The 23,693-nt window shown below is 40.2% G+C and carries 23 protein-coding genes; 17 read left to right on the top strand and 6 right to left on the bottom strand.

Going from position 1 to position 23,693, the window contains the following annotated elements:
- Positions 1-16: 16 nt before the first annotated feature.
- The 3 genes from OCF95_RS00635 (at position 17) to OCF95_RS00625 (ending at position 2,910) form a co-directional block, all read left to right on the top strand.
- The gene (locus OCF95_RS00635; protein WP_261104625.1) at positions 17-1,759 is read left to right on the top strand and encodes a glycoside hydrolase family 13 protein; all 1,743 of its coding nucleotides are present in this window, start codon (positions 17-19) and stop codon (positions 1,757-1,759) included.
- Positions 1,760-1,878: 119 nt separating this feature from the next.
- Positions 1,879-2,190 (top strand): hypothetical protein, encoded by a 312-nt coding sequence (locus tag OCF95_RS00630; RefSeq protein ID WP_000420556.1) that lies wholly within the window; start codon positions 1,879-1,881, stop codon positions 2,188-2,190.
- 3 nt (positions 2,191-2,193) lie between these two features.
- On the top strand, positions 2,194-2,910 hold the full coding sequence (locus OCF95_RS00625; RefSeq protein WP_261104621.1) for an alpha/beta hydrolase: 717 nt from the start codon (positions 2,194-2,196) through the stop codon (positions 2,908-2,910).
- Between the two features lie 128 nt (positions 2,911-3,038).
- Here OCF95_RS00625 and OCF95_RS00620 read toward each other — a convergent pair whose 3' ends face one another.
- Genes OCF95_RS00620 through OCF95_RS00610 form a run of 3 tightly spaced genes read right to left on the bottom strand, consistent with a single transcriptional unit; the run spans position 3,039 to position 4,888 of the window.
- A complete protein-coding gene (locus tag OCF95_RS00620) occupies positions 3,039-3,854 on the bottom strand; it encodes a TIGR03943 family putative permease subunit (protein WP_261104620.1) in 816 nt (271 codons plus the stop codon).
- Positions 3,851-4,756: a permease gene (locus OCF95_RS00615; RefSeq protein ID WP_261104619.1), complete on the bottom strand. Its 906-nt coding sequence runs from the start codon at positions 4,754-4,756 to the stop codon at positions 3,851-3,853. The genes OCF95_RS00620 and OCF95_RS00615 overlap by 4 nt, the downstream gene beginning before the upstream one ends.
- Positions 4,757-4,888: an SPJ_0845 family protein gene (locus tag OCF95_RS00610; protein WP_261104617.1), complete on the bottom strand. Its 132-nt coding sequence runs from the start codon at positions 4,886-4,888 to the stop codon at positions 4,757-4,759.
- A 155-nt stretch (positions 4,889-5,043) separates the two neighbouring features.
- On the opposite strand from OCF95_RS00610, the gene OCF95_RS00605 reads away from it, so the two are divergent.
- The 6 genes from OCF95_RS00605 (at position 5,044) to OCF95_RS00580 (ending at position 11,863) form a co-directional block, all read left to right on the top strand.
- On the top strand, positions 5,044-5,394 hold the full coding sequence (locus OCF95_RS00605; protein ID WP_000349514.1) for a PBECR3 domain-containing polyvalent protein: 351 nt from the start codon (positions 5,044-5,046) through the stop codon (positions 5,392-5,394).
- Positions 5,395-5,845: 451 nt separating this feature from the next.
- Positions 5,846-7,975 carry a Tex family protein gene (locus OCF95_RS00600; RefSeq protein ID WP_261104614.1) on the top strand — a complete coding sequence of 710 codons (2,130 nt, stop codon included), beginning with the start codon at positions 5,846-5,848 and terminating at the stop codon, positions 7,973-7,975.
- The gene (locus OCF95_RS00595) at positions 7,962-8,411 is read left to right on the top strand and encodes a SprT family protein (RefSeq protein WP_261104613.1); all 450 of its coding nucleotides are present in this window, start codon (positions 7,962-7,964) and stop codon (positions 8,409-8,411) included. Before OCF95_RS00600 ends, OCF95_RS00595 begins: the two co-directional genes overlap by 14 nt.
- A gap of 58 nt (positions 8,412-8,469) precedes the next feature.
- Complete coding sequence (locus OCF95_RS00590; RefSeq protein ID WP_001085044.1) at positions 8,470-8,742, top strand: PspC domain-containing protein; 273 nt, start codon at positions 8,470-8,472, stop codon at positions 8,740-8,742.
- 372 nt (positions 8,743-9,114) lie between these two features.
- On the top strand, positions 9,115-9,873 hold the full coding sequence (locus tag OCF95_RS00585) for an ABC transporter ATP-binding protein (RefSeq protein ID WP_000173358.1): 759 nt from the start codon (positions 9,115-9,117) through the stop codon (positions 9,871-9,873).
- A gap of 1 nt (position 9,874) precedes the next feature.
- Complete coding sequence (locus OCF95_RS00580) at positions 9,875-11,863, top strand: ABC transporter permease (protein ID WP_261039346.1); 1,989 nt, start codon at positions 9,875-9,877, stop codon at positions 11,861-11,863.
- 238 nt (positions 11,864-12,101) lie between these two features.
- Here the strand turns inward: OCF95_RS00580 and OCF95_RS00575 are convergent, their stop codons facing one another.
- The gene (locus OCF95_RS00575) at positions 12,102-12,797 is read right to left on the bottom strand and encodes a VIT1/CCC1 transporter family protein (protein ID WP_000005264.1); all 696 of its coding nucleotides are present in this window, start codon (positions 12,795-12,797) and stop codon (positions 12,102-12,104) included.
- A 710-nt stretch (positions 12,798-13,507) separates the two neighbouring features.
- Between OCF95_RS00575 and OCF95_RS00570 the strand changes: the two genes are divergently transcribed.
- From OCF95_RS00570 to OCF95_RS00535, 8 genes are all read left to right on the top strand, one after another.
- Positions 13,508-14,968: an aminotransferase class I/II-fold pyridoxal phosphate-dependent enzyme gene (locus tag OCF95_RS00570; protein ID WP_261104612.1), complete on the top strand. Its 1,461-nt coding sequence runs from the start codon at positions 13,508-13,510 to the stop codon at positions 14,966-14,968.
- On the top strand, positions 14,969-15,829 hold the full coding sequence (speE, locus tag OCF95_RS00565) for a polyamine aminopropyltransferase (RefSeq protein ID WP_000366729.1): 861 nt from the start codon (positions 14,969-14,971) through the stop codon (positions 15,827-15,829). It begins immediately after the preceding gene.
- Complete coding sequence (locus OCF95_RS00560) at positions 15,826-17,085, top strand: saccharopine dehydrogenase family protein (protein WP_261104611.1); 1,260 nt, start codon at positions 15,826-15,828, stop codon at positions 17,083-17,085. Before speE ends, OCF95_RS00560 begins: the two co-directional genes overlap by 4 nt.
- On the top strand, positions 17,085-18,212 hold the full coding sequence (nspC, locus tag OCF95_RS00555) for a carboxynorspermidine decarboxylase (RefSeq protein WP_261104610.1): 1,128 nt from the start codon (positions 17,085-17,087) through the stop codon (positions 18,210-18,212). Before OCF95_RS00560 ends, nspC begins: the two co-directional genes overlap by 1 nt.
- Positions 18,209-19,294: an agmatine deiminase gene (gene aguA, locus OCF95_RS00550; RefSeq protein WP_261104608.1), complete on the top strand. Its 1,086-nt coding sequence runs from the start codon at positions 18,209-18,211 to the stop codon at positions 19,292-19,294. Before nspC ends, aguA begins: the two co-directional genes overlap by 4 nt.
- A gap of 9 nt (positions 19,295-19,303) precedes the next feature.
- Positions 19,304-20,179, top strand: coding sequence for an N-carbamoylputrescine amidase (gene aguB / locus OCF95_RS00545; RefSeq protein WP_261104607.1), 876 nt, complete (start codon positions 19,304-19,306; stop codon positions 20,177-20,179).
- Positions 20,180-20,368: 189 nt separating this feature from the next.
- On the top strand, positions 20,369-21,070 hold the full coding sequence (locus OCF95_RS00540; RefSeq protein ID WP_084953615.1) for a response regulator transcription factor: 702 nt from the start codon (positions 20,369-20,371) through the stop codon (positions 21,068-21,070).
- The gene (locus OCF95_RS00535) at positions 21,067-21,945 is read left to right on the top strand and encodes a sensor histidine kinase (protein ID WP_261104606.1); all 879 of its coding nucleotides are present in this window, start codon (positions 21,067-21,069) and stop codon (positions 21,943-21,945) included. Before OCF95_RS00540 ends, OCF95_RS00535 begins: the two co-directional genes overlap by 4 nt.
- Before the next feature lie 40 nt (positions 21,946-21,985).
- Here OCF95_RS00535 and OCF95_RS00530 read toward each other — a convergent pair whose 3' ends face one another.
- Positions 21,986-22,738, bottom strand: coding sequence for an ABC transporter permease (locus OCF95_RS00530; protein WP_125411559.1), 753 nt, complete (start codon positions 22,736-22,738; stop codon positions 21,986-21,988).
- A 10-nt stretch (positions 22,739-22,748) separates the two neighbouring features.
- Complete coding sequence (locus tag OCF95_RS00525; protein ID WP_261104603.1) at positions 22,749-23,657, bottom strand: ABC transporter ATP-binding protein; 909 nt, start codon at positions 23,655-23,657, stop codon at positions 22,749-22,751.
- Positions 23,658-23,693: the final 36 nt, after the last annotated feature.

Below are 23,693 nucleotides of genomic sequence, written 5' to 3'. Positions count from 1 at the left end.
ATCAGGAGACAAATTGATGGAATTAAGCGCTATTTACCATAGGTCTGAGTCGGAGTTCGCCTATCTTTATAAGGATAAGAAGATTCATATTCGGATTCGAACTAAGAAAGGGGACATTGAAATCATCAACTTGCACTATGGGGACCCTTTTATTTTTATGGAGGAGTTTTATCAAGATACAAAGAAAATGGCCAAGATAACTTCTGATGCCATCTTTGATTATTGGCAGGTTGAAGTGTCCGTTGACTTTGCACGTATCCAGTATCTCTTTGAACTCAAGGATACAGAAGGTCAAAGTATTTTGTATGGCGATAAAGGGTGTGTGGAAAATTCTCTAGAAAATCTTCATGCTATTGGGAATGGATTTAAGTTGCCTTATCTTCATGAGATTGATGCCTGCAAGGTTCCTGACTGGGTTTCAAATACGGTGTGGTATCAGATATTTCCTGAGAGATTTGCTAATGGAAATGCTCTATTAAACCCAGAAGGGACATTAGACTGGGATTCATCTATCACACCTCAGAGTGATGATTTCTTTGGTGGTGATTTACAGGGGATTATTGATCATCTGGATTACTTGCAAGACTTGGGCATTACTGGACTTTATCTTTGTCCTATATTTGAATCCACGAGCAATCATAAGTACAATACGACGGATTATTTTGAAATTGACCGTCATTTTGGAGACAAGGAGACCTTCCGGGAGCTGGTCGAGCAAGCTCATCAGCGTGGCATGAAAATCATGCTGGATGCGGTATTTAACCATATTGGTTCGCAATCTCCTCAATGGCAAGATGTTGTCGAAAATGGTGAGCAATCTGCTTATAAGGATTGGTTCCATATTCAACAATTCCCAGTGACAACTGAAAAGCTAGTTAATAAGAGAGACTTACCTTATCATGCTTTTGGTTTCGAGGACTATATGCCTAAACTAAATACAGCCAATCCAGAGGTCAAGGACTATCTTTTAAAGGTTGCGACTTATTGGATTGAAGAGTTTGATATCGATGCTTGGCGTTTGGATGTGGCTAATGAGATTGACCATCAGTTCTGGAAGGATTTTCGTAATGCAGTTTTAGCTAAAAAGCCTGATCTTTATATCCTAGGAGAAGTCTGGCATACGTCTCAGCCTTGGTTAAATGGAGATGAGTTCCATGCGGTCATGAATTATCCTTTATCTGATAGTATCAAGGACTATTTCTTACGAGGAATTAAGAAGACTAATCAGTTCATCGATGAAATCAATGGTCAGTCTATGTATTACAAACAGCAGATTTCAGAGGTTATGTTTAATCTCTTGGATTCGCATGATACAGAACGAATCTTGTGGACGGCAAATGAAGATGCTCAACTGGTCAAATCAGCTCTAGCCTTTCTCTTTTTACAAAAGGGAACACCGTGCATTTATTACGGGACCGAGTTAGCTTTAACCGGAGGACCAGACCCAGATTGTCGACGTTGTATGCCTTGGGAACGCGTATCAAGTGACAATAATATGCTGAACTTTATGAAGAAGCTAATCAAGATTCGTAAACATGCGTCATCAACCATTCAGCATGGCAAGTATAGCCTAAAAGAAATCAAACCAGATTTAGTAGCTCTGGAATGGAAATACAATGGCCAAATCTTCAAAGCAATCTTTAACCAATCAAAAGATGATTATCTTTTAGAGAAGGAAACCGTAGCATTAGCAAGCAATTGCCAAGAATTGGAGAATCAGCTTGTGATCTCTCCAAAAGGATTTGTGATTTTTCATTAAAGAGCAATTATGAGCGACAGGAAAGTTGTAGTATAGAGAAGACTTTACAAACAGACTATTTGTCCTCTTGCTACAAATGATATATAATTTAACATAGAGAAAATAGGAGGACTAATCGAATGGAATTAAAAGATTTTACAGAAAAAGAACAGGAAATGATTAAGAAGGGACTTACGACGTCTAAGATTAGTGACAAGGAAACTGCTGAGAAGATTCTTGCGCTAGTACCACAAGACTTGATTAAGCGAATTCCATTTTTCGTCAGAAAACATGCTACGACACGTACTATTAAACGCATTTCAATTGAACACCCTGAACTCTACGCTGCAGCTCAAACAAGTGGTGAAATACCAGAAAAAGAACGCGAGGAATTACGTCAGATTATCACGACTATCTTTGAACAAAAGATGAATAAGCATAGTATTAAGTAGAGAATGAAAAAATATTTTATTGGCGGTCTGGGAAGCAATGTCTATCATAGCAAGGATTTTCTTCAAGAACTAGATTCGCAGGTTTATTTTCTAAGTCCATATGAAAAGCATCTTCGAGATGAAACAGAATTGAAATTATGGTTTAAAAATGAGATTGTAGAAGGAGACTCTATCTGTCTGATAGGTCATTCTCTTGGAGGAGATTTGGCGCGTTATCTTGCATCGGAATTTTATGAAGTGACAAAACTGATTCTTTTGGATGGTGGCTATCTAGATTTAGATAAGATTTTACCTTTAGATGTGGAATTAGAGAAAACAAAAAACTATATTGAATCTCAAGTTGTTTCGGACTTAGATGTTCTTATTTCTAAAGAAAAATCTGAAGCAAAGCATTGGTCAGAAAATATGGAGGAAGCTGTAAGACAGTCCTATCACTGGAATGCAGAGTATAATAGATATGAGTTGGCTATAAATTATGAAAATATAGAAGCGATACTCCGTCTACGAAGAAAAATCCAAGCTTTTAAGAGAGAAGCGGGAGATACCTTGTTTATTAGTCCTCGCTATCCTAATGAAGCTACATGGAGAGAGGACGCCCTAAAAGAATTGCCAGACTATTTTGATACTATTTTTCTAGAAAACGTTAGCCATGAGCTTTATACTGAAGCACCCAAAGAAATCGCTAGTCTGATTAATGAGTGGCTCGCTTATTCTCACTGAGCTACTTATGTTATAAGATTTAAATCTACAAATCATTAATACTCAGATAACAAAAAACGAACAGGCTCTTTTTCTGTCATTCAGAAGAGAACTTGTTCGTTTTGTTTTTTATGTTTTTATCTCGTTTTTTAAAACACGCGATACACATAAGGATTTTCTGGTTTATCGACTTTTGTAAAGCTATCGATTTCCAAGGTTGGGAGGTTTTGTTTGAGTTCTTTATGGTAGTGATTGACCAGTTTTCCTTTGGCAGTAATCCAAGTGTTGTCCTCATACTGACGGGTATTTCCCTTGGTCAGCAATCCATAGACACCTGAATCTGCGATACAGTGAATAATGCCAAAGCGGAACAAAAATTGGCTATTGGCATGACTGGGGTCGTTATAGACAAAGCCTGTGAACTGGACTGTCTTACCCTCAAACTCATCTGGATAGTCGTAGATAGCCTCCATGACTTCCATATAGTTTTCATTAGTGATCTGAATACTATCTTGGGACAAGTATTTATCCGCCGCAGTTCGCATCTCCTTTTCATAGGCTGTTTTTGAAAAATAAGAACTGGTATCTGGTTTCAAATATTGGCTTGTCGTCCCTTCACTTGTCTGAATGGCTTGATCCGTGCCTTCTGATAAGGGGAAGTGATAGCCTTTGGCAGAAACGGTCTGAGAATCCAAGCTAACAGTTGGAAAAGTTAAACCGACGACAAGTGGAATAGCCAGAAGAGCAACACTAGTAACCTTCGCCAATCGGCTGTTCAGATGACTGTGGGTTTTGACTTGCTTCATCCAGATATACAATTGAACAATAGCCAAGATAAAGGAAAGCACCATGGAAATATAGGCCAGATAGGAATAGTGCATGTTGATGTACTGGTTTAATTTGCCGGACAGATGGAGATAAATAGTCAATTCAAAATAGCCAGCTAAAACTAAAAATCGAATCATAGGACGACTCCAATCAAGAGAGAATATACTAAGACAACGAGTGTCACAATCGTAATGAACTGACTGATAAATCGTGCTTTCAAGTAATTTTTCATCATGAGAATATTTTTGATATCCAGCATTGGGCCAATTACGAGAAAGGCCAAAACTGGTGCTAAGCCGAAACTCGAGAGAAGAGAAGATCCGATAAAAGCATCCGCCTCACTGCAGAGAGAGAGAAGAAAGGCCAAAAGCATCAAGAGCAGGATGGCAAAAAGAGGGGTCGCACTAATAGAGGTCAGAATCCGAGTTGGAACGTAGACCTGTATCATAGAGGCAAAGAGACAGCCAAATACCAAATAGCGTCCCGTATCAAAAAATTCATCAATGGCCTGCACAAAGACCTGAAAAACTTTTTTTGCAGGGGTCAAGTGAGAAAAATCATGTTCATGACAGGCAAAACGATTTTCTTTTTGAATCGGTTCTTGCCAGAAAAATCCTAGAAAAATCCCAAGTATCACAGCCACAACAATGGAACCCAGAGCTCGTAACAGGGCGACGTGGAAGGAGTTGCCAAAGGCAGAATAGGTCGCAAATAGAACAATGGGATTTATAACAGGCGCTGTTACGAGAAAGGGAACAGCCGTGTAACTAGGAACCTTCTTTTCCAGAAAACGATTGATAATGGGGACGATCCCACATTCGCAAGAAGGGAAAAGTATACCAACGAAGGTGCCAAAAAAGATTCTCCCCCAACGATTTCGAGGGAGAAAATGATAAACCTTGTCAGGTGTGATATAGACCTCAATCAGCCCTGAGACAATACTTCCTATCAGAACAAAGGGTAGGGCTTCAATGATTATAGAGAGAAAAATAGCCCCAGTCTGAAGCACACTAGACGGGAGTTGTTGGAAAGCAGTCATCTAGTTTTTCTTTTCTGCTTTGGCTTTTTTCTCTTTGTTATCAGGGAAAGTAACTTGTTTCAAATCAGGGAGTTTAGCAAACTCCTCAAACATCTTGTCCAAGTCATCAGTTTTTGTAAATTTTACAGCCATAGGTGTACCTCGATTCTAAATTCTACCCCTATTATACTATTATTTTGAGGAAAAGGGAAAAGTTAAAATTGAGTATCTAACGAATAATAGAGCGTGATATATCCTAATATACACTATGATTGTGATATAATAGTTGTGGAATAACGGAGGAAATGATGGATCATGAAACAATCGGTCAGGTTACCGATGAAGTAAAAGAAATTTTTGATATTGTTCTTGAAGCGAGCGACATAAAGGTCAACAAAGACGGTTTGAGAAGCCATATGATAAAACGCCATCACAATGATGTGATTCATCATATTGAAGACCTGGAACTCATACTAAGGAACCCAGATTTCGTCGGGGTCAATCCACGAGAGAAAGACGCCAGTTTCGAATATGTAAAAAGATTTGATGATAATGTTCTTGTTTCCATCAAGTTACATAAAAGTGGAGATTTCTTTTATGTTCTGACCATGTATCGCTTACAAGATTTCAAGTTACAAAGTCGTATTAAGTCTGGGTAGATTGAGAAAGCTTGACAAAAAAATAGATAGTGCTAGAATAACATTAACGAAAGACATTTGAGGGCAGAAAGGTTCCTGCCGCACCTTGAAGAAGGTATCTGAGATGCTGGGTACACCGACCAGCCAAATGTCCGTTATTTCAAAGGAGGGGCTTAAATGCTCCTTTTTTATTTAAAATTTCAAAATAGACTATACTCACCGCAGGCTTAGGCTTGCGATTTTTTATTTGCTCTGAAAATTGATTCGTTAATTTCAACAAATAGCTTTATAAAGCGTTTTGTCAAAAATAAAAACAGTGAAATTAATCTCTAATCCTTTTGTAAACTATTAGAATTAAATTGCAACCTTCTCAATGAATAGAATATTGAAATGAAGTAAATTTATTTCCCAACTTATGTTTTAAAATCGTAAGAGCTAATTTGAAACGTTTAGCTTATGGTATAATATATTCATGGATAAAAAATATGAAAAAATCTCCCAGGATTTGGGAGTGACTTTAAAGCAAATTGATACTGTTCTAAGTTTGACAGCTGAAGGGGCGACTATTCCCTTTATCGCGCGTTACCGCAAGGACATGACTGGTAGTCTGGATGAGGTGGCGATTAAGGCCATTATTGACTTGGATAAAAGTCTGACAAATCTCAACGACCGTAAGGAAGCCGTCTTAGCTAAGATTCAAGAACAAGGCAAGTTGACCAAGGAGTTGGAAGAAGCTATCTTAGCTGCCGAAAAATTAGCAGACGTAGAAGAGCTCTATCTTCCATATAAGGAAAAACGTCGAACCAAGGCAACCATTGCCCGTGAAGCAGGACTCTTTCCACTTGCTCGCTTAATCTTGCAGAATGTAGCGAACTTAGAGAAAGAAGCTGAAACATTTGTTTGTGAAGGATTTGCGACTGGTAAGGAGGCCTTGGTTGGTGCAGTTGATATCTTGGTTGAAGCCTTATCGGAAGATATGGCTTTGCGTTCCATGACTTATCAGGAGGTGCTGAGACACTCTAAACTTATTTCTCAAGCCAAGGATGAAAGTCTTGATGAAAAGCAGGTTTTTCAGATTTATTATGATTTTTCTGAGACAGTTGGAAACATGCAGGGATATCGTACCTTGGCCCTCAATCGTGGGGAGAAGCTAGGTGTCTTGAAGGTCGGTTTTGAACATGCAACGGACCGTATCCTTGCCTTCTTTGCTGCTCGTTTCAAGGTGAAAAATGCCTATATAGATGAAGTCGTTCAGCAATCTGTTAAGAAAAAGGTCTTGCCATCTATCGAGCGACGTATTCGGACAGAATTAACCGAGAAGGCAGAAGAAGGAGCTATTCAACTCTTTTCTGACAATTTGCGCAATCTCCTCTTAGTTGCTCCGCTGAAAGGGCGCGTGGTTCTTGGATTTGACCCAGCCTTTCGTACAGGTGCCAAGCTAGCTGTCGTGGATGCAACAGGAAAAATGCTGACAACTCAGGTCATTTATCCTGTCAAACCAGCATCAGCTCGTCAAATCGAAGAAGCCAAGAAAGATTTGGCAGACTTGATTGGTCAATACGGTGTAGAAATTATTGCCATTGGAAATGGTACTGCTAGTCGTGAAAGTGAAGCCTTTGTGGCGGAAGTTCTTAAAGATTTTCCAGATGTTAGTTATGTCATCGTAAATGAAAGTGGTGCTTCGGTCTATTCTGCCAGTGAGCTTGCTCGTCAGGAGTTTCCAGATTTGACCGTTGAAAAACGCTCTGCTATTTCTATCGCCCGTCGTTTACAAGATCCTCTTGCAGAGTTGGTTAAAATCGATCCTAAGTCAATTGGCGTTGGTCAGTACCAGCACGATGTCAGCCAGAAGAAGCTGTCTGAAAGTCTGGATTTTGTCGTGGATACCGTGGTGAACCAAGTCGGTGTCAATGTCAATACAGCTAGCCCAGCTCTTCTTTCCCATGTCGCTGGACTCAATAAAACCATTTCTGAAAATATCGTCAAGTATCGTGAAGAAGAAGGAAAAATAACCTCACGCGCCCAAATCAAGAAAGTTCCTCGTCTGGGGGCTAAGGCCTTTGAACAGGCTGCTGGTTTCCTCCGTATACCTGAAAGTAGCAACATCCTTGATAATACAGGAGTTCACCCAGAAAACTATTCTGCTGTTAAGGAACTCTTCAAACTCTTGCATATCAAGGATCTGAATGAAGAGGCCCAAGGCAAACTCAAGTCGCTTTCAGTCAAGGAAATGGCGCAAGAGCTAGACCTTGGTCCAGAAACTCTTAAAGATATCATTGCAGATCTTCTCAAACCAGGTCGAGATTTCCGTGATTCCTTTGACGCACCTGTGCTTCGCCAAGATGTCCTAGATATCAAAGACTTAGTAGTAGGCCAGAAGCTAGAAGGTGTTGTGCGTAACGTCGTTGACTTCGGTGCCTTCGTTGATATCGGGATTCACGAGGACGGCTTGATTCATATTTCCCATATGAGTCGCAAATTTATCAAACACCCAAGCCAAGTGGTGTCAGTTGGAGATTTGGTGACCGTTTGGGTTAAGAAAATCGATACTGAACGTAAAAAAGTCAATCTGTCGCTCCTCGCTCCAAATGAAACTGACTGATTACGTCAAGCAGGTTTCACTAGAAGACTTCGGCAGACCTTTTATCCATCATGTCCAGTGGAATAGGCGTCTACGTTCGACAGGTGGGCGATTTTTCCCAAAAGATGGGCATTTGGATTTTAATCCTAAGGTTTATCAGGAACTGGGGTTGGATGTTTTTAGAAAAATTGTCCGACATGAACTCTGTCATTATCATCTCTATTTTCAAGGAAAGGGCTATCAACATAAGGACCGAGATTTTAAGGAACTGTTGAAAGCGGTGGATGGATTACGCTTTGTACCAACCTTGCCAAATAGCCACTCTAAACCACTCAAGCTCTATCGTTGTCAATCCTGCCAGCAAGCTTATCATCGCAAGAGAAGGATTGATACTAAACGCTATCGCTGTGGAGTTTGTCGAGGTAAATTGCTACTAATAAATCAGCCTGAGGACTGATGAAAGCCGAGCCTACCCGTGATATACTATGTCTAACCTAGCAGAAAGAGGAAAAATCATGAACAGTAAATTTTATAAAATGAGACGAAATCGCATGATTTCAGGAGTTCTGGCGGGTCTGTCAGACAAGTGGAACTTTGATGTTACCCTTGTTCGTTTTCTATTTGCTATTTTTACAGTCGCAAACTTTGGACTTGGCGTGATTATCTATATCATCCTAGCTTCTATCATGCCTACCAAGGAAGAAATTGAAGCAGAAATGTATGGAACAGGTCCACGCAAACGTAAAGAAGCCCAAGCCATTGACGATAATGAAGGATGGTTTTGGTGAGGTAGAAACAGTTATTTTACTGTTAGTCTATGAATTCGACTAATCTATTTTAAAATTTTTGAACCCTTGTATCTGCAAGGGTTTTCTTCTTACTTTCTTTTTATGGTAAAATATTTTTAATGAAATGGCTACATTTCCCCCAATCTTACAAAAATGTAAGATTAAAGCCTTTTTTGTAAGGTTAAGTTATGGCAAGCGGTCTTTTTTTGATGTAAACTAGACTCATAAAGAACAAAGGAGTAACATCATGAAACAAATCTTACAGAAGAAAACAAGAAAACCAAGCCACAAAGATATCGAGCGCGTTCAGCTGGGATGCGCTATGATGCAAGCGACATTTCATTTGATGGGATATTAAGAAAGGAGATTCTCATGACACTTTTAGATGTAAAACACGTTCAAAAAATTTATAAAACTCGTTTTCAGGGCAACCAAGTAGAAGCTCTCAAGGATATTCACTTTACCGTCGAAAAGGGTGACTACGTTGCCATCATGGGTGAGTCTGGTTCTGGTAAATCAACTCTTCTCAATATTCTAGCTATGCTGGATAAACCAAGTCGTGGTCAGGTTTACTTGAATGGAACTGACACCGCAACCATTAAAAATTCACAGGCTTCTAGCTTCCGTCGTGAAAAGCTGGGCTTTGTCTTCCAAGACTTTAACTTGCTAGATACTCTCTCTGTAAAAGATAATATCTTGCTTCCGCTTGTCTTGTCAAGAAGACCTATTACGGAGATGATGAAGAAATTGGTGGTGACAGCTGAGAATCTAGGCATCAACCAATTACAAGAGAAGTACCCTTACGAGATTTCTGGTGGTCAGAAACAGCGTGTAGCAGTAGCCCGCGCCATCATCACAGAACCTGAAATTCTCCTTGCGGATGAGCCAACAGGAGCTCTTGACTCCAAGTCCTCTGCAGCCTTACTTGATGTCTTTGATGAAATCAATGAGCGCGGCCAAACCATTCTCATGGTAACCCACTCAACGGCAGCAGCTAGTAGAGCCAAGCGCGTGCTCTTCATCAAAGACGGCATTCTTTATAATCAAATCTACCGTGGAGAGAAGACAGAGCGTCAGATGTTCCAAGAAATCTCTGATACCTTGACTGTCATGGCAAGCGAGGTGAATTAGTATGTTTCGATTAACCAATAAGTTAGCGGTATCGAACTTGATTAAAAACCGCAAACTCTACTATCCTTTTGCGCTGGCTGTTCTCTTGGCAGTCACTGTCACCTATCTTTTTTACTCTCTAACCTTCAATCCCAAGATTGCTGAAATCCGTGGAGGAACAACCATTCAGGCTACACTTGGATTTGGTATGTTTGTCGTCACCCTTGCGTCAGCTATTATCGTCCTTTACGCCAATAGTTTTGTTATGAAAAACCGGTCCAAGGAACTGGGAATTTATGGCATGTTGGGCTTGGAGAAACGTCACCTGATCAGTATGACCTTTAAGGAGTTAGTGCTATTTGGGATTCTAACTGTTGGAGCGGGTATCGGTATTGGAGCCTTGTTTGACAAGTTAATTTTCGCCTTTTTACTCAAACTAATGAAATTGAAGGTTGAGCTGGTCGCTACCTTCCAAATGAATGTTGTCATTGCAGTACTTGTTGTCTTTGGATTGATTTTCCTAGGCCTCATGTTCCTGAATGCCCTTCGAATCGCCCGTATGAATGCCCTCCAGCTCTCGCGTGAGAAAGCAAGCGGAGAGAAAAGAGGTCGCTTTCTACCTCTCCAAACGATTCTTGGTTCGATTAGTTTAGGAATTGGCTACTATCTTGCCCTTACAGTAAAAGATCCTCTTACAGCCCTAACAACCTTCTTCTTAGCTGTTTTGCTGGTTATCTTTGGAACCTATCTCTTGTTCAATGCAGGGATTACCGTTTTCCTTCAAATCTTGAAGAAAAACAAGAAATATTATTACCAACCTAATAACCTCATATCTGTTTCCAACCTGATTTTTCGTATGAAGAAAAATGCGGTTGGACTAGCAACTATCGCTATTTTATCAACAATGGTCTTGGTTACCATGTCTGCAGCGACAAGCATTTTCAATGCCTCAGAATCCTTTAAAAAAGTGATGAATCCGCATGACTTTGGAATTACTGGACAAAATGTTGAAAAAGAAGACTTGGACAAACTCTTGAGCCAGTTTGCAAGTGACAAAGGTTATAGTGTCAAAGAGAAAGAAGTGCTTCGTTACAGTAACTTTGGTATTGCAAATCAAGAAGGAACCAAGTTAACTATTTTCGAAAGGGGACAAAATCGTGTCCAACCTAAAACAGTCTTCATGGTATTTGACCAAAAAGATTATGAAAATATGACTGGTCAAAAGCTTTCTCTATCAGGAAATGAGGTCGGTCTTTTTGCCAAAAATGACGGACTGAAAGGACAGAAAGCTCTAACTCTAAATAACCATCAATTTTCTGTCAAAGAAGAATTTAATACAGATTTTATTGTGAATCATGTCCCAAATCAGTTTAATATTTTTACTACTGATTACAATTACCTTGTTGTTCCTAATTTACAAGCATTTTTGGATCAATTCCCAGATTCGGCTATCTATAATCAGCTTTACGGTGGTATAAATGTAAATATCAGTGAAGAAGAACAACTCAAAGTCGCTGAAGAATATGAAAAATACTTACAAAAGTTTAATGCTCAATTAAACACTGAAGGTAGCTATGTGTATGGTAGCAATCTAGCAGATGCTAGTGCTCAAATGAGTGCCCTCTTTGGTGGTGTCTTCTTTATCGGTATTTTCCTATCCATTATCTTTATGGTCGGAACCGTTCTGGTCATCTATTACAAACAAATTTCTGAAGGCTATGAAGACCGTGAGCGCTTTATTATCTTGCAGAAAGTTGGTTTAGATCAAAAGCAAATCAAGCAAACCATTAACAAACAGGTTTTAACTGTTTTCTTCCTTCCTTTGCTTTTTGCCTTCATACACCTAGCCTTTGCCTACCATATGCTTAGTCTGATTTTAAAAGTGATTGGTGTAATAGATACGAATATGATGTTGATTGTGACCTTGTCTATCTGCGCTATCTTCCTCATCGCCTATGTCTTGATTTTCATGATTACTTCTAGAAGTTATCGCAAGATTGTGCAAATGTAAAAAAAGATACCTCGACTTCAAAATCGAGGTATTCTTGTATTTTATACTCAATGAAAATCAAAAAGCAAACTAGGAAGCTAGACGCAGGTTGCTCAAAGCACTGCTTTGAGGTTGCAGATAGAACTGACGAAGTCAGCTCAAAACACTGTTTTGAGGTTGCAGATAAAACTGACGAAGTCAGTAACCATATATACGGCAAGGCGAAGCTGACGTAGTTTGAAGAGATTTTCGAAGAGTATTAAATGCTGAAAAGTTGTCCTAGCAGAAAGGTAACGCCCATAGTTAAGAGACCAATAGCGAGGTTCCGAATCATAGCTGTTTTGGTTGGTGCTTTTCCAAGTCTGGCACTAGTGTAACCAGTGAGAAGAAGGGCCACACCGACGATAAGGACGGTAGCAGGGATACGGTATTCACTTGGGAAAATGGTAATTGAAAGCATGGGTGGTAAGCTACCAAGGAAAAAAGAAATAAAGCTAGAGATAGCAGCATGCCATGGATTGGTAAACTCTTCATACTCTATCCCATATTTTTCCTCTACCAAAGCCTTGAGCGGATTATTTAAAAAGGCTTTGTTGGTCAAGAGTTGAGCAGAGGTTTCACATTCTCCATTTTGGATATAGGCTGCATAGAGAGACTTTTTGGCTAGTTCCATATCTTGGTCTAGCAAGACTTGCTCACGCGCAACGGCTGCTTCCTCGGTATCTTTTTGAGTTGAAACAGATACATATTCTCCACCAGCCATCGAAAAGGCACCAGCTAAGATAGCTGCAAATCCTGATAAAAAGATAATCCAGATATTACTCGTAGCACTAGCAACCCCGATAACCACACCAGCAATGGAAATAATTCCATCATTGGCACCAAGAACACCCGCACGCAGGATATTTAAACGACCTGCAAAATTTGAATCGATTTCGTGATTTGTTTCTGACATACTATTCTCCTTTTTATCCAGTATAAAGGAAAAATATAGGGAAATCAATCCTTTAAAAGTATCTGAAAAAAGTTGCACGATTTTAATGATATAAAAATGTCGACATCTTCTCTAATAGATCAAATACCGAAGGTAAAGAGTATAGAATAGCATAAAAAATTTTAAATTAAATACGATAAATATTTTGTTCACTTTATAATCGTTTACAAGAGAATAATTAGTATTAAATCAAATAAAATCCAAATATTTTGCGAACTTTTCTATATTTTTTTCGTAAAACGCTTTACAAGTTTTTAAAAACATGATATAGTAATGGAGCTTAGAAAATGAGATGATGTTTTCTAGCAAATATAAACCCGAGTAAAAAATGCCTACGGACAGGCAGGGTTGAATGCCGAAGCGTGGTTGAAAAACCACATTATTGATAGGGTTAAAAGCCTACTTTTATAAGTTGATGTTAGGACACTTGTCCTAATTCATAAATTTTTAGTGTGGTGAAAGCACACGTCATCTTGTGAAACGATCAATAAAGTACGTAATATTTGCTACTAGAGAGTTTGGAAACATCAGGAACAGACATACTCAAAAGAAACAAACATAAAAACGTCAGAAGATTGCAGAGCAGGTGAAAACCTGCTCTTTTTTCATGAGTCAACCTTTAGTCGCCTTTATCTTCTTGAGGCACTAAAAATACGGTAAAGGAGTAAGTCTTGAAGGAGTTAGATCAAAATCAAGCCCCAATTTATGAGGCCATGGTGAAGTTACGCAAGAAAAGGATTGTTCCCTTTGATGTTCCAGGTCACAAACGTGGACGAGGAAATCCAGAACTTGTCGAACTACTAGGAGAAAAATGTGTTGGAATTGATGTCAATTCGATGAAACCCTTGGATAATCTTGGTCACCCCATTTCGATTATTCGGGATGCAGAGGAGCTGGCAGCTGATGCTTTTGGAGCAGCCCATGCCTTTCTCATGATTGGAGGAACAACTTCATCGGTACAGACTATGATTCTTTCTACCTGCAAGGCAGGAGATAAGATTATTCTGCCACGTAATGTCCACAAATCTGCTATTAATGCGCTGGTTCTATGTGGTGCTATTCCCATCTATATCGAGATGAGTGTAGATCCTAAGATTGGTATCGCTTTAGGTCTTGAAAATGACCGAGTAGCCAAAGCCTTAAAGGACCATCCAGATGCCAAGGCCATTTTGATTAACAATCCTACTTACTACGGAATCTGTTCAGACCTAAAGGGGTTGACAGAAATAGCTCATGAAGCTGGTATGATGGTTTTAGTGGATGAGGCTCACGGAGCACACTTACATTTTACTGATAAACTTCCAATTTCTGCTATGGATGCAGGTGCTGATATGGCAGCAGTTTCCATGCATAAGTCTGGTGGGAGTTTGACACAAAGTTCGCTTCTTTTAATCGGGGAGCAGATGAATCCTGAATACGTACGTCAGATTATCAATCTTACCCAGTCAACATCTGCCTCTTACTTGTTGATGGCTAGTTTGGATATTTCACGTCGCAACTTGGCCCTTCGTGGTAAAGAGTCGTTTGAGAAGGTCATTGAGCTATCCGAGTATGCTCGTCGTGAAATCAATGCTATCGGTGGCTACTACGCTTACTCAAAAGAATTAGTAGACGGTGTCTCTGTTTGTGATTTTGATGTAACCAAGTTGTCAGTCTACACTCAGGGTATTGGCTTAACAGGTATCGAAGTTTATGACCTCCTACGAGATGAATACGACATTCAGATTGAGTTTGGTGATATCGGCAATATCTTGGCCTATATTTCGATTGGTGACCGTATCCAAGACATCGAGCGCTTAGTCGGTGCTTTGGCTGATATCAAGAGACTCTATTCACGAGATGGGAAGGACTTGATAGCTGGAGAATATATCCAGCCCGAGTTGGTGCTGTCTCCACAAGAAGCCTTCTATTCGGAGAGAAAAAGTTTGTCTTTAGACGAATCTGTTGGACAGGTCTGTGGGGAATTTGTCATGTGCTATCCTCCAGGAATCCCTATCTTGGCTCCTGGTGAACGCATTACACGTGAAATTGTAGACTATATCCAATTTGCCAAGGAACGTGGTTGCTCCCTCCAAGGGACAGAAGATCCAGAGGTCAATCACATCAACGTCATTAAGAGAAAGGATAACTAGATGGATTTATGGTTTTCTGAAGTTCATACTCCAGATGTGAAATTGTCCCTGAGAACAGCCAAGCAACTCTACGCTGGTAAAAGTGAATGGCAGGATATCGAAGTCTTGGATACACCAGCTTTTGGAAAAATTTTGATTTTAAATGGGCATGTCTTGTTCTCAGATGCGGATGATTTTGTCTACAATGAAATGACCGTTCATGTTCCCATGGCTGTGCATCCCAATCCCAAGAAAGTTTTGGTAATAGGGGGTGGCGACGGCGGTGTTGCCCAAGTATTAACACTCTATCCTGAGCTGGAACAAATCGATATCGTGGAACCAGATGAGATGCTAGTTGAAGTTTGTCGTGAGTATTTTCCAGACTTTGCTTCAGGGCTAGACGATCCTCGTGTTACCATTTACTACCAAAATGGGCTACGCTTTTTGCGAAACTGCGAGGATGATTACGATATTATCATCAACGATGCGACAGATCCATTTGGACATACGGAAGGGCTCTTTACCAAGGAATTTTACGGAAACAGTTATCGTGCTCTTAAAGAAGACGGAATCATGATTTATCAGCATGGGAGTCCTTTCTTTGACGAGGATGAGTCAGCTTGCCGAAGCATGCACCGCAAGGTCAATCAAGCCTTTCCAATCAGTCGGGTCTATCAGGCCCATATACCAACCAGTCCTGCTGGTTATTGGTTGTTTGGATTTGCATCGAAAAAATACCACCCTGTCAAAGATTTTGACAAGGAAGGATGGAAAAAACGCCAGCTTTTCACAGAATACTACACTGCAAACTTACACGTGGGAGCCTTTATGTTGCCCAAGTATGTTGAGGACATTTTAGAAGAAGAGGAAGGAAAAAAATGAGTCGTTTACTAGTTATTGGATGTGGGGGAGTTGCCCAAGTTGCTATTTCAAAGATTTGTCAGGATAGCGAAACCTTTACAGAGATTATGATTGCTAGCCGTACCAAATCAAAATGTGATGACTTGAAAGCTAAACTGGAAGGCAAAACAAGTACAAAGATTGAGACAGCTGCTCTTGATGCTGATAAGGTAGAAGAAGTGATTGCCCTGATTGAAAGCTATAAACCAGAAGCTGTTTTGAACGTAGCTTTACCATATCAAGATTTAACCATTATGGATGCTTGTTTGGCTACAGGTGTCCACTATATCGATACAGCTAACTACGAAGCAGAAGACACAGAAGACCCTGAATGGCGTGCCATCTATGAGAAACGTTGCAAGGAACTTGGTTTTACTGCCTACTTTGACTACTCATGGCAATGGGCTTATCAAGAAAAATTCAAAGAAGCAGGCTTGACAGCTCTTCTTGGATCTGGTTTTGACCCAGGTGTGACCAGCGTTTTTTCAGCTTACGCCCTTAAACATTATTTTGATGAAATCCACTATATCGACATTTTAGACTGTAATGGTGGTGACCACGGTTATCCGTTTGCGACAAACTTTAACCCAGAAATCAATCTCCGCGAGGTTTCTGCGCCAGGTTCTTACTGGGAAGATGGAAAATGGGTCGAAGTCGAAGCCATGTCTATCAAGCGTGAGTATGATTTCCCTCAGGTTGGACAAAAAGACATGTATCTCCTTCACCATGAAGAAATTGAATCATTGGCTAAGAACATTCCAGGTGTCAAACGTATTCGTTTCTTTATGACTTTTGGTCAATCTTATCTAATGCACATGAAATGTCTTGAAAATGTTGGACTCCTTCGTACGGATGCCATTAACTTTAATGGACAAGACATCGTTCCGATTCAATTTTTAAAAGCGCTACTTCCAGATCCTGCAAGCCTTGGTCCACGCACGGTTGGTAAAACCAATATCGGTTGTATCTTTACAGGTGTCAAAGATGGCGTTGAAAAGACCATCTACATTTACAATGTTTGCGACCATCAGGAATGTTACGCAGAAGTTGGTTCACAAGCCATTTCTTACACGACAGGCGTTCCAGCTATGATTGGGACAAAATTGGTTATGAACGGTACTTGGAAACAAGCTGGAGTGTATAACCTTGAAGAATTGGATCCAGATCCATTCATGGAAGCTTTGAATGAGTATGGTTTGCCATGGGTTGTGGTTGAAAATCCACAAATGGTGGACTAATGAAGCTAGAACAAGTACCAACACCAGCTTACGTCATTGACTTGGCAAAGTTAGAAGCCAACTGCCGCATCCTACAATATGTTCAAGAAGAAGCTGGTTGCAAGGTTTTGCTTGCCCAGAAGGCCTATTCCCTTTACAAAACCTATCCCTTGATTAGCCAGTATCTATCTGGTACGACAGCTAGTGGACTCTATGAGGCCAAATTGGCAAGGGAAGAATTTCCTGGTGAAGTCCATGTCTTTGCGCCTGCTTTCAAGGATGCAGACTTGGAGGAATTGCTGGAGATAACGGACCATATCGTCTTTAACTCAGAGAGACAGTTGCGTAAGCATGGGTCTCGTTGTAGGGAGGCTGGTATCAGTGTTGGTTTGCGACTTAACCCTCAGTGTTCAACTCAAGGAGATCACGCTCTCTATGATCCTTGTGCACCTGGTTCCCGTTTCGGAGTTACTCTAGACAAGATTCCTAGTGATTTGCTAGATTTGGTGGATGGTCTTCATTTTCACACCCTTTGCGAGCAGGGAGCAGATGATTTAGAAACAACTTTGAAAGCAGTAGAAGAGCAATTTGGTTCGTACTTACATGAGGTCAAATGGCTCAATATGGGGGGCGGACACCACATCACAAGAGAAGGTTACGATGTGGATTTGCTGATTTCAGAAATCAAGCGTATCCGAGAAACTTACAATCTTGAAGTCTATATCGAGCCGGGTGAAGCCATTGCGCTCAATGCGGGTTATCTAGCAACTGAGGTATTAGATATTGTAGAAAACGGCATGGAAATCTTGGTTTTAGACGCCTCTGCGACCTGCCATATGCCTGATGTACTTGAGATGCCCTATCGTCCACCTTTGAGAAATGGCTTTGAGGCACAGGAAAAAGCCCATACCTATAGACTTTCTTCTAATACCTGTCTGACGGGCGATGTGATTGGTGATTATAGCTTTGAAAATCCAGTCCAAATCGGAGACAGACTTTATTTCGAAGACATGGCTATTTACTCATTTGTCAAAAATAATACCTTTAATGGTATTGGATTGCCAAGTCTCTACCTCATGGACGAACAGGGAGACTGCAGCTTAGTCAAAGCCTTTGGCTATCAAGATTTTAAAGGGAGATTATCATGATGGACAGTCCCAAAAAATTAGGCTATCGCATGCCAGCAGAGTACGAAGCACACCATGCTACCCTCATGATATGGCCGACTCGACCAGGTTCATGGCCCTTTCAAGGAAAGGCTGCCAAAAGAGCTTTCAGCCAGATTATTAAGACCATAGCAGAAGGGGAGAGAGTCTATCTTTTGGTGGAGCAAGATTATCTATCTGAAGCCCAAGACTACCTTGGAGATAGCGTTGTTTATTTAGACATTCCCACCAATGATGCATGGGCGCGTGATACAGGTCCGACCATTCTCGTCAATGATAAAAGAGAAAAGTTGGCAGTCGATTGGGCTTTCAATGCTTGGGGTGGTGCTGTTGATGGTCTTTATCAAGATTATGAAGATGATGACCAAGTAGCTAGTCGTTTTGCTGAGGCCTTGGAAATACCTGTTTACGATGCTAAACCTTTTGTACTAGAAGGAGGAGCAATCCATAGCGATGGCCAAGGAACCATTCTCGTAACTGAAAGTTGCCTTCTCAGTGCTGGTCGAAATCCTCATCTTAGTAAAGAGGAAATCGAGAGTACCTTATTAGAGTGCCTTGGAGCTGAAAAAGTCATTTGGCTTCCTTATGGTATTTATCAGGACGAAACCAATGAACACGTTGACAATGTTGCTGCCTTTGTTGGTCCTGCAGAGCTTGTCTTGGCTTGGACAGATGATCAAAATGATCCTCAATATGCCATGTCAGCAGCTGATTTAGCGCTTTTAGAAAAGGAAACAGATGCAAAAGGTCGTCACTTCACCATTCATAAACTTCCAATTCCAGCTCTTCATCAAGTTGTAACCAAAGAGGATTTGCCAGGCTACATCTATGAAGAAGGAGAAGAAGAGCGATACGCAGGTGAAAGGCTCGCTGCTTCCTATGTCAATTTCTATATTGCTAACAAGGCAGTCTTGGTTCCCCAGTTTCAAGATAAAAACGACCAAGTAGCCTTAGATATCCTCAGCAAGTGTTTTCCAGACCGTAAAGTTGTCGGAATACCAGCCAGAGATATTCTTTTAGGTGGTGGCAATATCCACTGTATCACCCAACAAATCCCAGAATAGGAGAAAAAGATGAGAAATGTAAGAGTTGCAGCCATTCAGATGCAATGCGCTAAGGATGTGTCAACAAATATCCAAACCGCAGAGCGTTTAGTACGTCAGGCTGCAGAACAAGGCGCACAAATCATTCTCTTACCCGAGTTATTTGAACGTCCCTATTTCTGTCAGGAACGTCAGTATGACTACTACCAGCATGCCCAGTCGGTGACAGAAAATACAGCCATTCAGCATTTTAAGGTGATTGCTAAAGAACTAAAAGTTGTTTTACCAATCAGTTTCTATGAAAAAGATGGCAATGTCTTGTATAACTCTATTGCCGTTATTGATGCAGATGGGGAAGTTCTGGGCGTTTATCGGAAGACTCACATACCAGATGATCATTATTATCAAGAAAAGTTTTATTTTACGCCTGGCAACACAGGTTTCAAGGTCTGGGATACTCGTTATGCTAAGATTGGGATTGGCATCTGTTGGGATCAATGGTTCCCTGAAACAGCGCGCTGTCTTGCATTGAATGGTGCTGAATTGCTCTTTTATCCTACAGCCATCGGTTCAGAGCCGATTTTGGATACAGATAGTTGTGGTCACTGGCAACGTACCATGCAAGGACACGCAGCAGCAAATATTGTTCCAGTCATCGCAGCCAATCGTTATGGATTAGAGGAAGTCGCTCCAAGTGAGGAAAATGGTGGACAGAGTTCCAGTCTTGACTTCTACGGTTCATCCTTTTTGACGGATGAAACAGGAGCTATTCTAGAGCAAGCTGAAAGACAAGGAGAAGCTGTTCTGTTAGCAACTTATGACCTAGACAAGGGAGCAAGCGAACGCCTAAACTGGGGCTTGTTTCGTGATAGAAGACCCGAAATGTATCAACGTATTACGGACTAGTAGGGGAGAAATAAGAGATTCATTCTGCTAGATTAGTTTTCACTAGCAACTATAAGATACTAGGTCATCTAGCAAGTGGATTTTATATTTTAACCCTCTAAGGCTTTCTCGCGCTTTGATGCGAGGAGCTTTTCTGTTTAAGATTTATCAATAAAACATGCTATAATAGTTGCAGAAAGGTTGGTATTTATGGCTAGGATATTGGTTATTGAAGACAATAGTGACATTCAAGAGATTTTGCGAACACTTCTTACTGAGGAGCATGAGGTGATTCAAGCCTTTTCCGGTACAGAAGGAATCATGCGTTTTGACCAAGGTGGGATTGACCTCGTTTTGCTAGATATCATGCTTCCTGGGAAAAATGGGGATCAGGTTTTAAAAGCCATCAGGGAACAAAGTCAAACTCCAGTCATTATGCTAACAGCTTTGAGCGATAAGAAGTTAATCAGTCAATACCTCTTAGACGGTGCCAATGATTACATAGTCAAACCTTTTGATTTGGACGAAGTCTTTGCAAGAGTTACTGTTCAGTTACGTCAAAGTGCAGAAAAACAGCCTGCAGAAATTGTAAAAACTGAAAATCTGCCACAAAACTTGAAAAATATCCAGTTTGATGCCGAAAGTTTTGAAATCAAAAATAGTCAGGAAACGATTCGTCTTGCTAAGAAAGAATGCTTGATTCTCCAAACTCTCCTCAAACATCCTAAGAAAATTTTCACCAAGGAAGAACTTTATGAATTGGTCTGGGAGGATAGCTACCTACCTGGAGATAATACTCTCAATACGCATTTGAGTAATCTTCGAAAAAAATTAAACCAGCTTGACCCAAATCAAGAATATATTGAAACCATCTGGGGAGTTGGGGTAAGATTAAAAGGAGACAAGCAATGACCTACATGATAATTTTTGTCCTACTAGTACTCCTAATTATTTTATCGATTGCATTGATTCGCTACCATCTAGCACTTAAAAACTTGAGTCAACAGATTGAAGACAAGATTCTCACAGGTAGTATGAAAAGAGTCGGAGTCAGCATTTTTTCCAAACATTTTTTACATCTCTACCAGCAAATTGAAAATCTATTTCAGGAAGTAGAACAATCTCGATTGGTGATGAAAAGGGAAAAACAGACTCTGGATATGGCCATCAGCAATATCGCCCATGATATTCGAACACCTTTGACTATCGCTTCAGGTTACACCCAACAATTGATAAAATCTCCTGAAAACAAAGCAGAAACCTTACAAAAAATCGCCCAGCATCTTGATTTAGTTTCCAAACGTTTGGAGGCTCTCCTAGAATACCGTCGTTTGATGGAAGGAGCTGTCAAACCGAAACTGGAAGAAGTGGACCTTTCAGCTTTTATCACCAAAAAAACTCTGACTTATTATGATGTTTTTCAGGCGGCAAATATCACGCTTGATTTTAAGGTTGAAGCTGGTTTAAAAACGAGGACTGATGAAGACTTGCTGGATCGTATTTTACAAAATTTGCTTGGAAATATCCTCAAGCATGGCAAGGAAGAAGCACGTCTATCTTTGAGAAAGGAAAAGGAACAGCTTGTCTTAGAAATTGCAAACCTTGTTAAACAGCCCATCAAAAAAATAGAAAATCTCAGTAACCGTTTTTATTCTGAAAATCTATCTGATACGGAAGAATCCTCTGGTTTAGGCCTTTATATCACTGAGGAATTATGCCATCTTCTCGGTGCAGAGATGAAACTAAGCACAGATGGGCAATGGTTGTCAGTTTTTATTTACTTTTAACAAAAAGAAACCTCCTCTGTAGGCTAGAGGAGGTTATTTTTTATAAACTTTTCTTTTTGAAAACTGCCAGTCCACTTAGATTAAAGATTACAATAACAGCTAAGCTAACTATAAGTGTATAGAAAATGGATTCACTATTAGCAGTCATAGCATAGAAAAACTGCAATGATAAATATGGCAAAATTTTGATACTTGGGAAGATAAGCATTGGCATAGAAAGTAAGATAGAGCTGACCAAATAACCAATAAATACAGCAAGATAAGAATGACTAACATAGAGAATGAAGGAAACAATGGAAAGCCAAGCAAGGAGGCAAAGGAATTGAAGGAAAATGGTTGTCAATAGATTGCCAATAAAGCCATCAGGCATAGTTCCAAATCCATTTAAGATAGTTGCTGGAATAAAGGCAATCACAAGACTGATGATAAGTTGCAAAAGTGCAATAGAAGCCAATACAAAGGCTTTCGCTAGAAAAAACTCGGTACGAGAGACACCCACTGTTAAATTATTTTTATAGAGTTTGCCGATTAAATCAACTCCAAGAACGAGGCAGGCTAGGACTATGCAGAGAAAAACGAGGTTTGAACCTTGACTAGATGCGTTGATCAGGGCTTGTACACCGTCCCAACCATGGGTTGGAATGTCTGGCTCTTCTGTCTGGATTGCCATTAGATGACCAGTAGCCCCAAAAACAGCCCCCATTAACATGAGTACAAAGAGAATGAACTCTGTAATCCAGAATCCTTTGGAACGGAAAAGACGGTAAAAGTCTGCTTGAATGGTATGTATCATGATTTTCCTCCTATTGGACCAATTGAGTGAAGTATTCTTCTAGGTTTTGACGGGCATAGTAAATCTCGTCAATGTCAACATCTGCCAAGGTTAATTCCTTGAGAATCTGTTTGACATCTTGTTCCTGACCAAAGATGTGAATTTCATTTTCTGGATTAACAACCTTGAACTGGAGCTGGATTTGTTCTTTCAATACTTGACAAGCTTTCTCTTGGTCAGCTGTCTTAAGAACAATATAATCCTCACTTAGTGTTTCAAATTCAGCTTTGCTGATTTCACGGATAATCTTGCCTTGATCTAAAATACCAAAGCGATTTGCTAGGAGATAGAGTTCTGACAAGATATGGCTAGAGATGAGAATGGTGATTCCTTTTTCTTGATTGAGGCGTTGAATCATCAGACGAAATTCTTTGATACCTATTGGGTCGAGACCGTTGATAGGTTCATCTAATATCAGGAGGTCTGGTTTAGATAGAAGGGCAATGGCGATACCAAGTCTTTGTTTCATTCCTAGCGAGAAATCACGAAAGACTTTCTTACCTGTATCTGGCAAACCTACATAATCCAGCGTTTCTCTAATGACTTGATCAGCATTTGGAATATGACGAATCATACAGTAATATTTCAGATTTTGGTAGGCTGTTAAGTGATTATGGGCTACAGGTGATTCGATTACTGAACCTACTCGAGATAGAGCCTTGGTCCACTCATTTTCCGTTTGGCTAGAGAAGAGGGAAACAGTTCCCTTATCCGCAAATAGTAGTTGCGTAATGATTTTTATCAAGGTAGTTTTCCCAGCTCCGTTTTTCCCAATAAGTCCATAAATATCTCCCTCTCTTATCGTTAGATGAAGATCCTGAAGGATAGCTTGTTTGTCAAAGTTTTTGGACAATCCATGAATGTCGAGTACTGTTTTCATGATTCTCTCCTTTTGATTTATTTTGTTAACTTTAGT

The organism is Streptococcus mitis, from assembly GCF_946188615.1.
Classification (GTDB): Bacteria; Bacillota; Bacilli; order Lactobacillales; family Streptococcaceae; genus Streptococcus; species Streptococcus mitis_BZ.
Note: the sequence above shows the minus strand (reverse complement) of the source record. Positions and strands in the feature narration are given on the sequence as shown.

Excerpts from the sequence above, each read along its gene's own strand:
- OCF95_RS00595 (WP_261104613.1), top strand. The coding sequence starts at position 7,962 with ATGAAACTGACTGATTACGTCAAGCAGGTTTCACTAGAAGACTTCGGC.
- OCF95_RS00605 (WP_000349514.1), top strand. The coding sequence starts at position 5,044 with ATGGATCATGAAACAATCGGTCAGGTTACCGATGAAGTAAAAGAAATT.
- OCF95_RS00610 (WP_261104617.1), bottom strand. The coding sequence starts at position 4,888 with ATGGCTGTAAAATTTACAAAAACTGATGACTTGGACAAGATGTTTGAG.
- OCF95_RS00575 (WP_000005264.1), bottom strand. The coding sequence starts at position 12,797 with ATGTCAGAAACAAATCACGAAATCGATTCAAATTTTGCAGGTCGTTTA.
- OCF95_RS00630 (WP_000420556.1), top strand. The coding sequence starts at position 1,879 with ATGGAATTAAAAGATTTTACAGAAAAAGAACAGGAAATGATTAAGAAG.
- OCF95_RS00530 (WP_125411559.1), bottom strand. The coding sequence starts at position 22,738 with ATGATACATACCATTCAAGCAGACTTTTACCGTCTTTTCCGTTCCAAA.
- OCF95_RS00525 (WP_261104603.1), bottom strand. The coding sequence starts at position 23,657 with ATGAAAACAGTACTCGACATTCATGGATTGTCCAAAAACTTTGACAAA.
- OCF95_RS00580 (WP_261039346.1), top strand. The coding sequence starts at position 9,875 with ATGTTTCGATTAACCAATAAGTTAGCGGTATCGAACTTGATTAAAAAC.
- OCF95_RS00535 (WP_261104606.1), top strand. The coding sequence starts at position 21,067 with ATGACCTACATGATAATTTTTGTCCTACTAGTACTCCTAATTATTTTA.
- OCF95_RS00600 (WP_261104614.1), top strand. The coding sequence starts at position 5,846 with ATGGATAAAAAATATGAAAAAATCTCCCAGGATTTGGGAGTGACTTTA.
- aguA (WP_261104608.1), top strand. The coding sequence starts at position 18,209 with ATGATGGACAGTCCCAAAAAATTAGGCTATCGCATGCCAGCAGAGTAC.
- aguB (WP_261104607.1), top strand. The coding sequence starts at position 19,304 with ATGAGAAATGTAAGAGTTGCAGCCATTCAGATGCAATGCGCTAAGGAT.
- OCF95_RS00585 (WP_000173358.1), top strand. The coding sequence starts at position 9,115 with ATGACACTTTTAGATGTAAAACACGTTCAAAAAATTTATAAAACTCGT.
- OCF95_RS00625 (WP_261104621.1), top strand. The coding sequence starts at position 2,194 with ATGAAAAAATATTTTATTGGCGGTCTGGGAAGCAATGTCTATCATAGC.
- OCF95_RS00560 (WP_261104611.1), top strand. The coding sequence starts at position 15,826 with ATGAGTCGTTTACTAGTTATTGGATGTGGGGGAGTTGCCCAAGTTGCT.
- OCF95_RS00615 (WP_261104619.1), bottom strand. The coding sequence starts at position 4,756 with ATGACTGCTTTCCAACAACTCCCGTCTAGTGTGCTTCAGACTGGGGCT.
- OCF95_RS00590 (WP_001085044.1), top strand. The coding sequence starts at position 8,470 with ATGAACAGTAAATTTTATAAAATGAGACGAAATCGCATGATTTCAGGA.
- OCF95_RS00620 (WP_261104620.1), bottom strand. The coding sequence starts at position 3,854 with ATGATTCGATTTTTAGTTTTAGCTGGCTATTTTGAATTGACTATTTAT.
- speE (WP_000366729.1), top strand. The coding sequence starts at position 14,969 with ATGGATTTATGGTTTTCTGAAGTTCATACTCCAGATGTGAAATTGTCC.
- OCF95_RS00540 (WP_084953615.1), top strand. The coding sequence starts at position 20,369 with ATGGCTAGGATATTGGTTATTGAAGACAATAGTGACATTCAAGAGATT.
- nspC (WP_261104610.1), top strand. The coding sequence starts at position 17,085 with ATGAAGCTAGAACAAGTACCAACACCAGCTTACGTCATTGACTTGGCA.
- OCF95_RS00635 (WP_261104625.1), top strand. The coding sequence starts at position 17 with ATGGAATTAAGCGCTATTTACCATAGGTCTGAGTCGGAGTTCGCCTAT.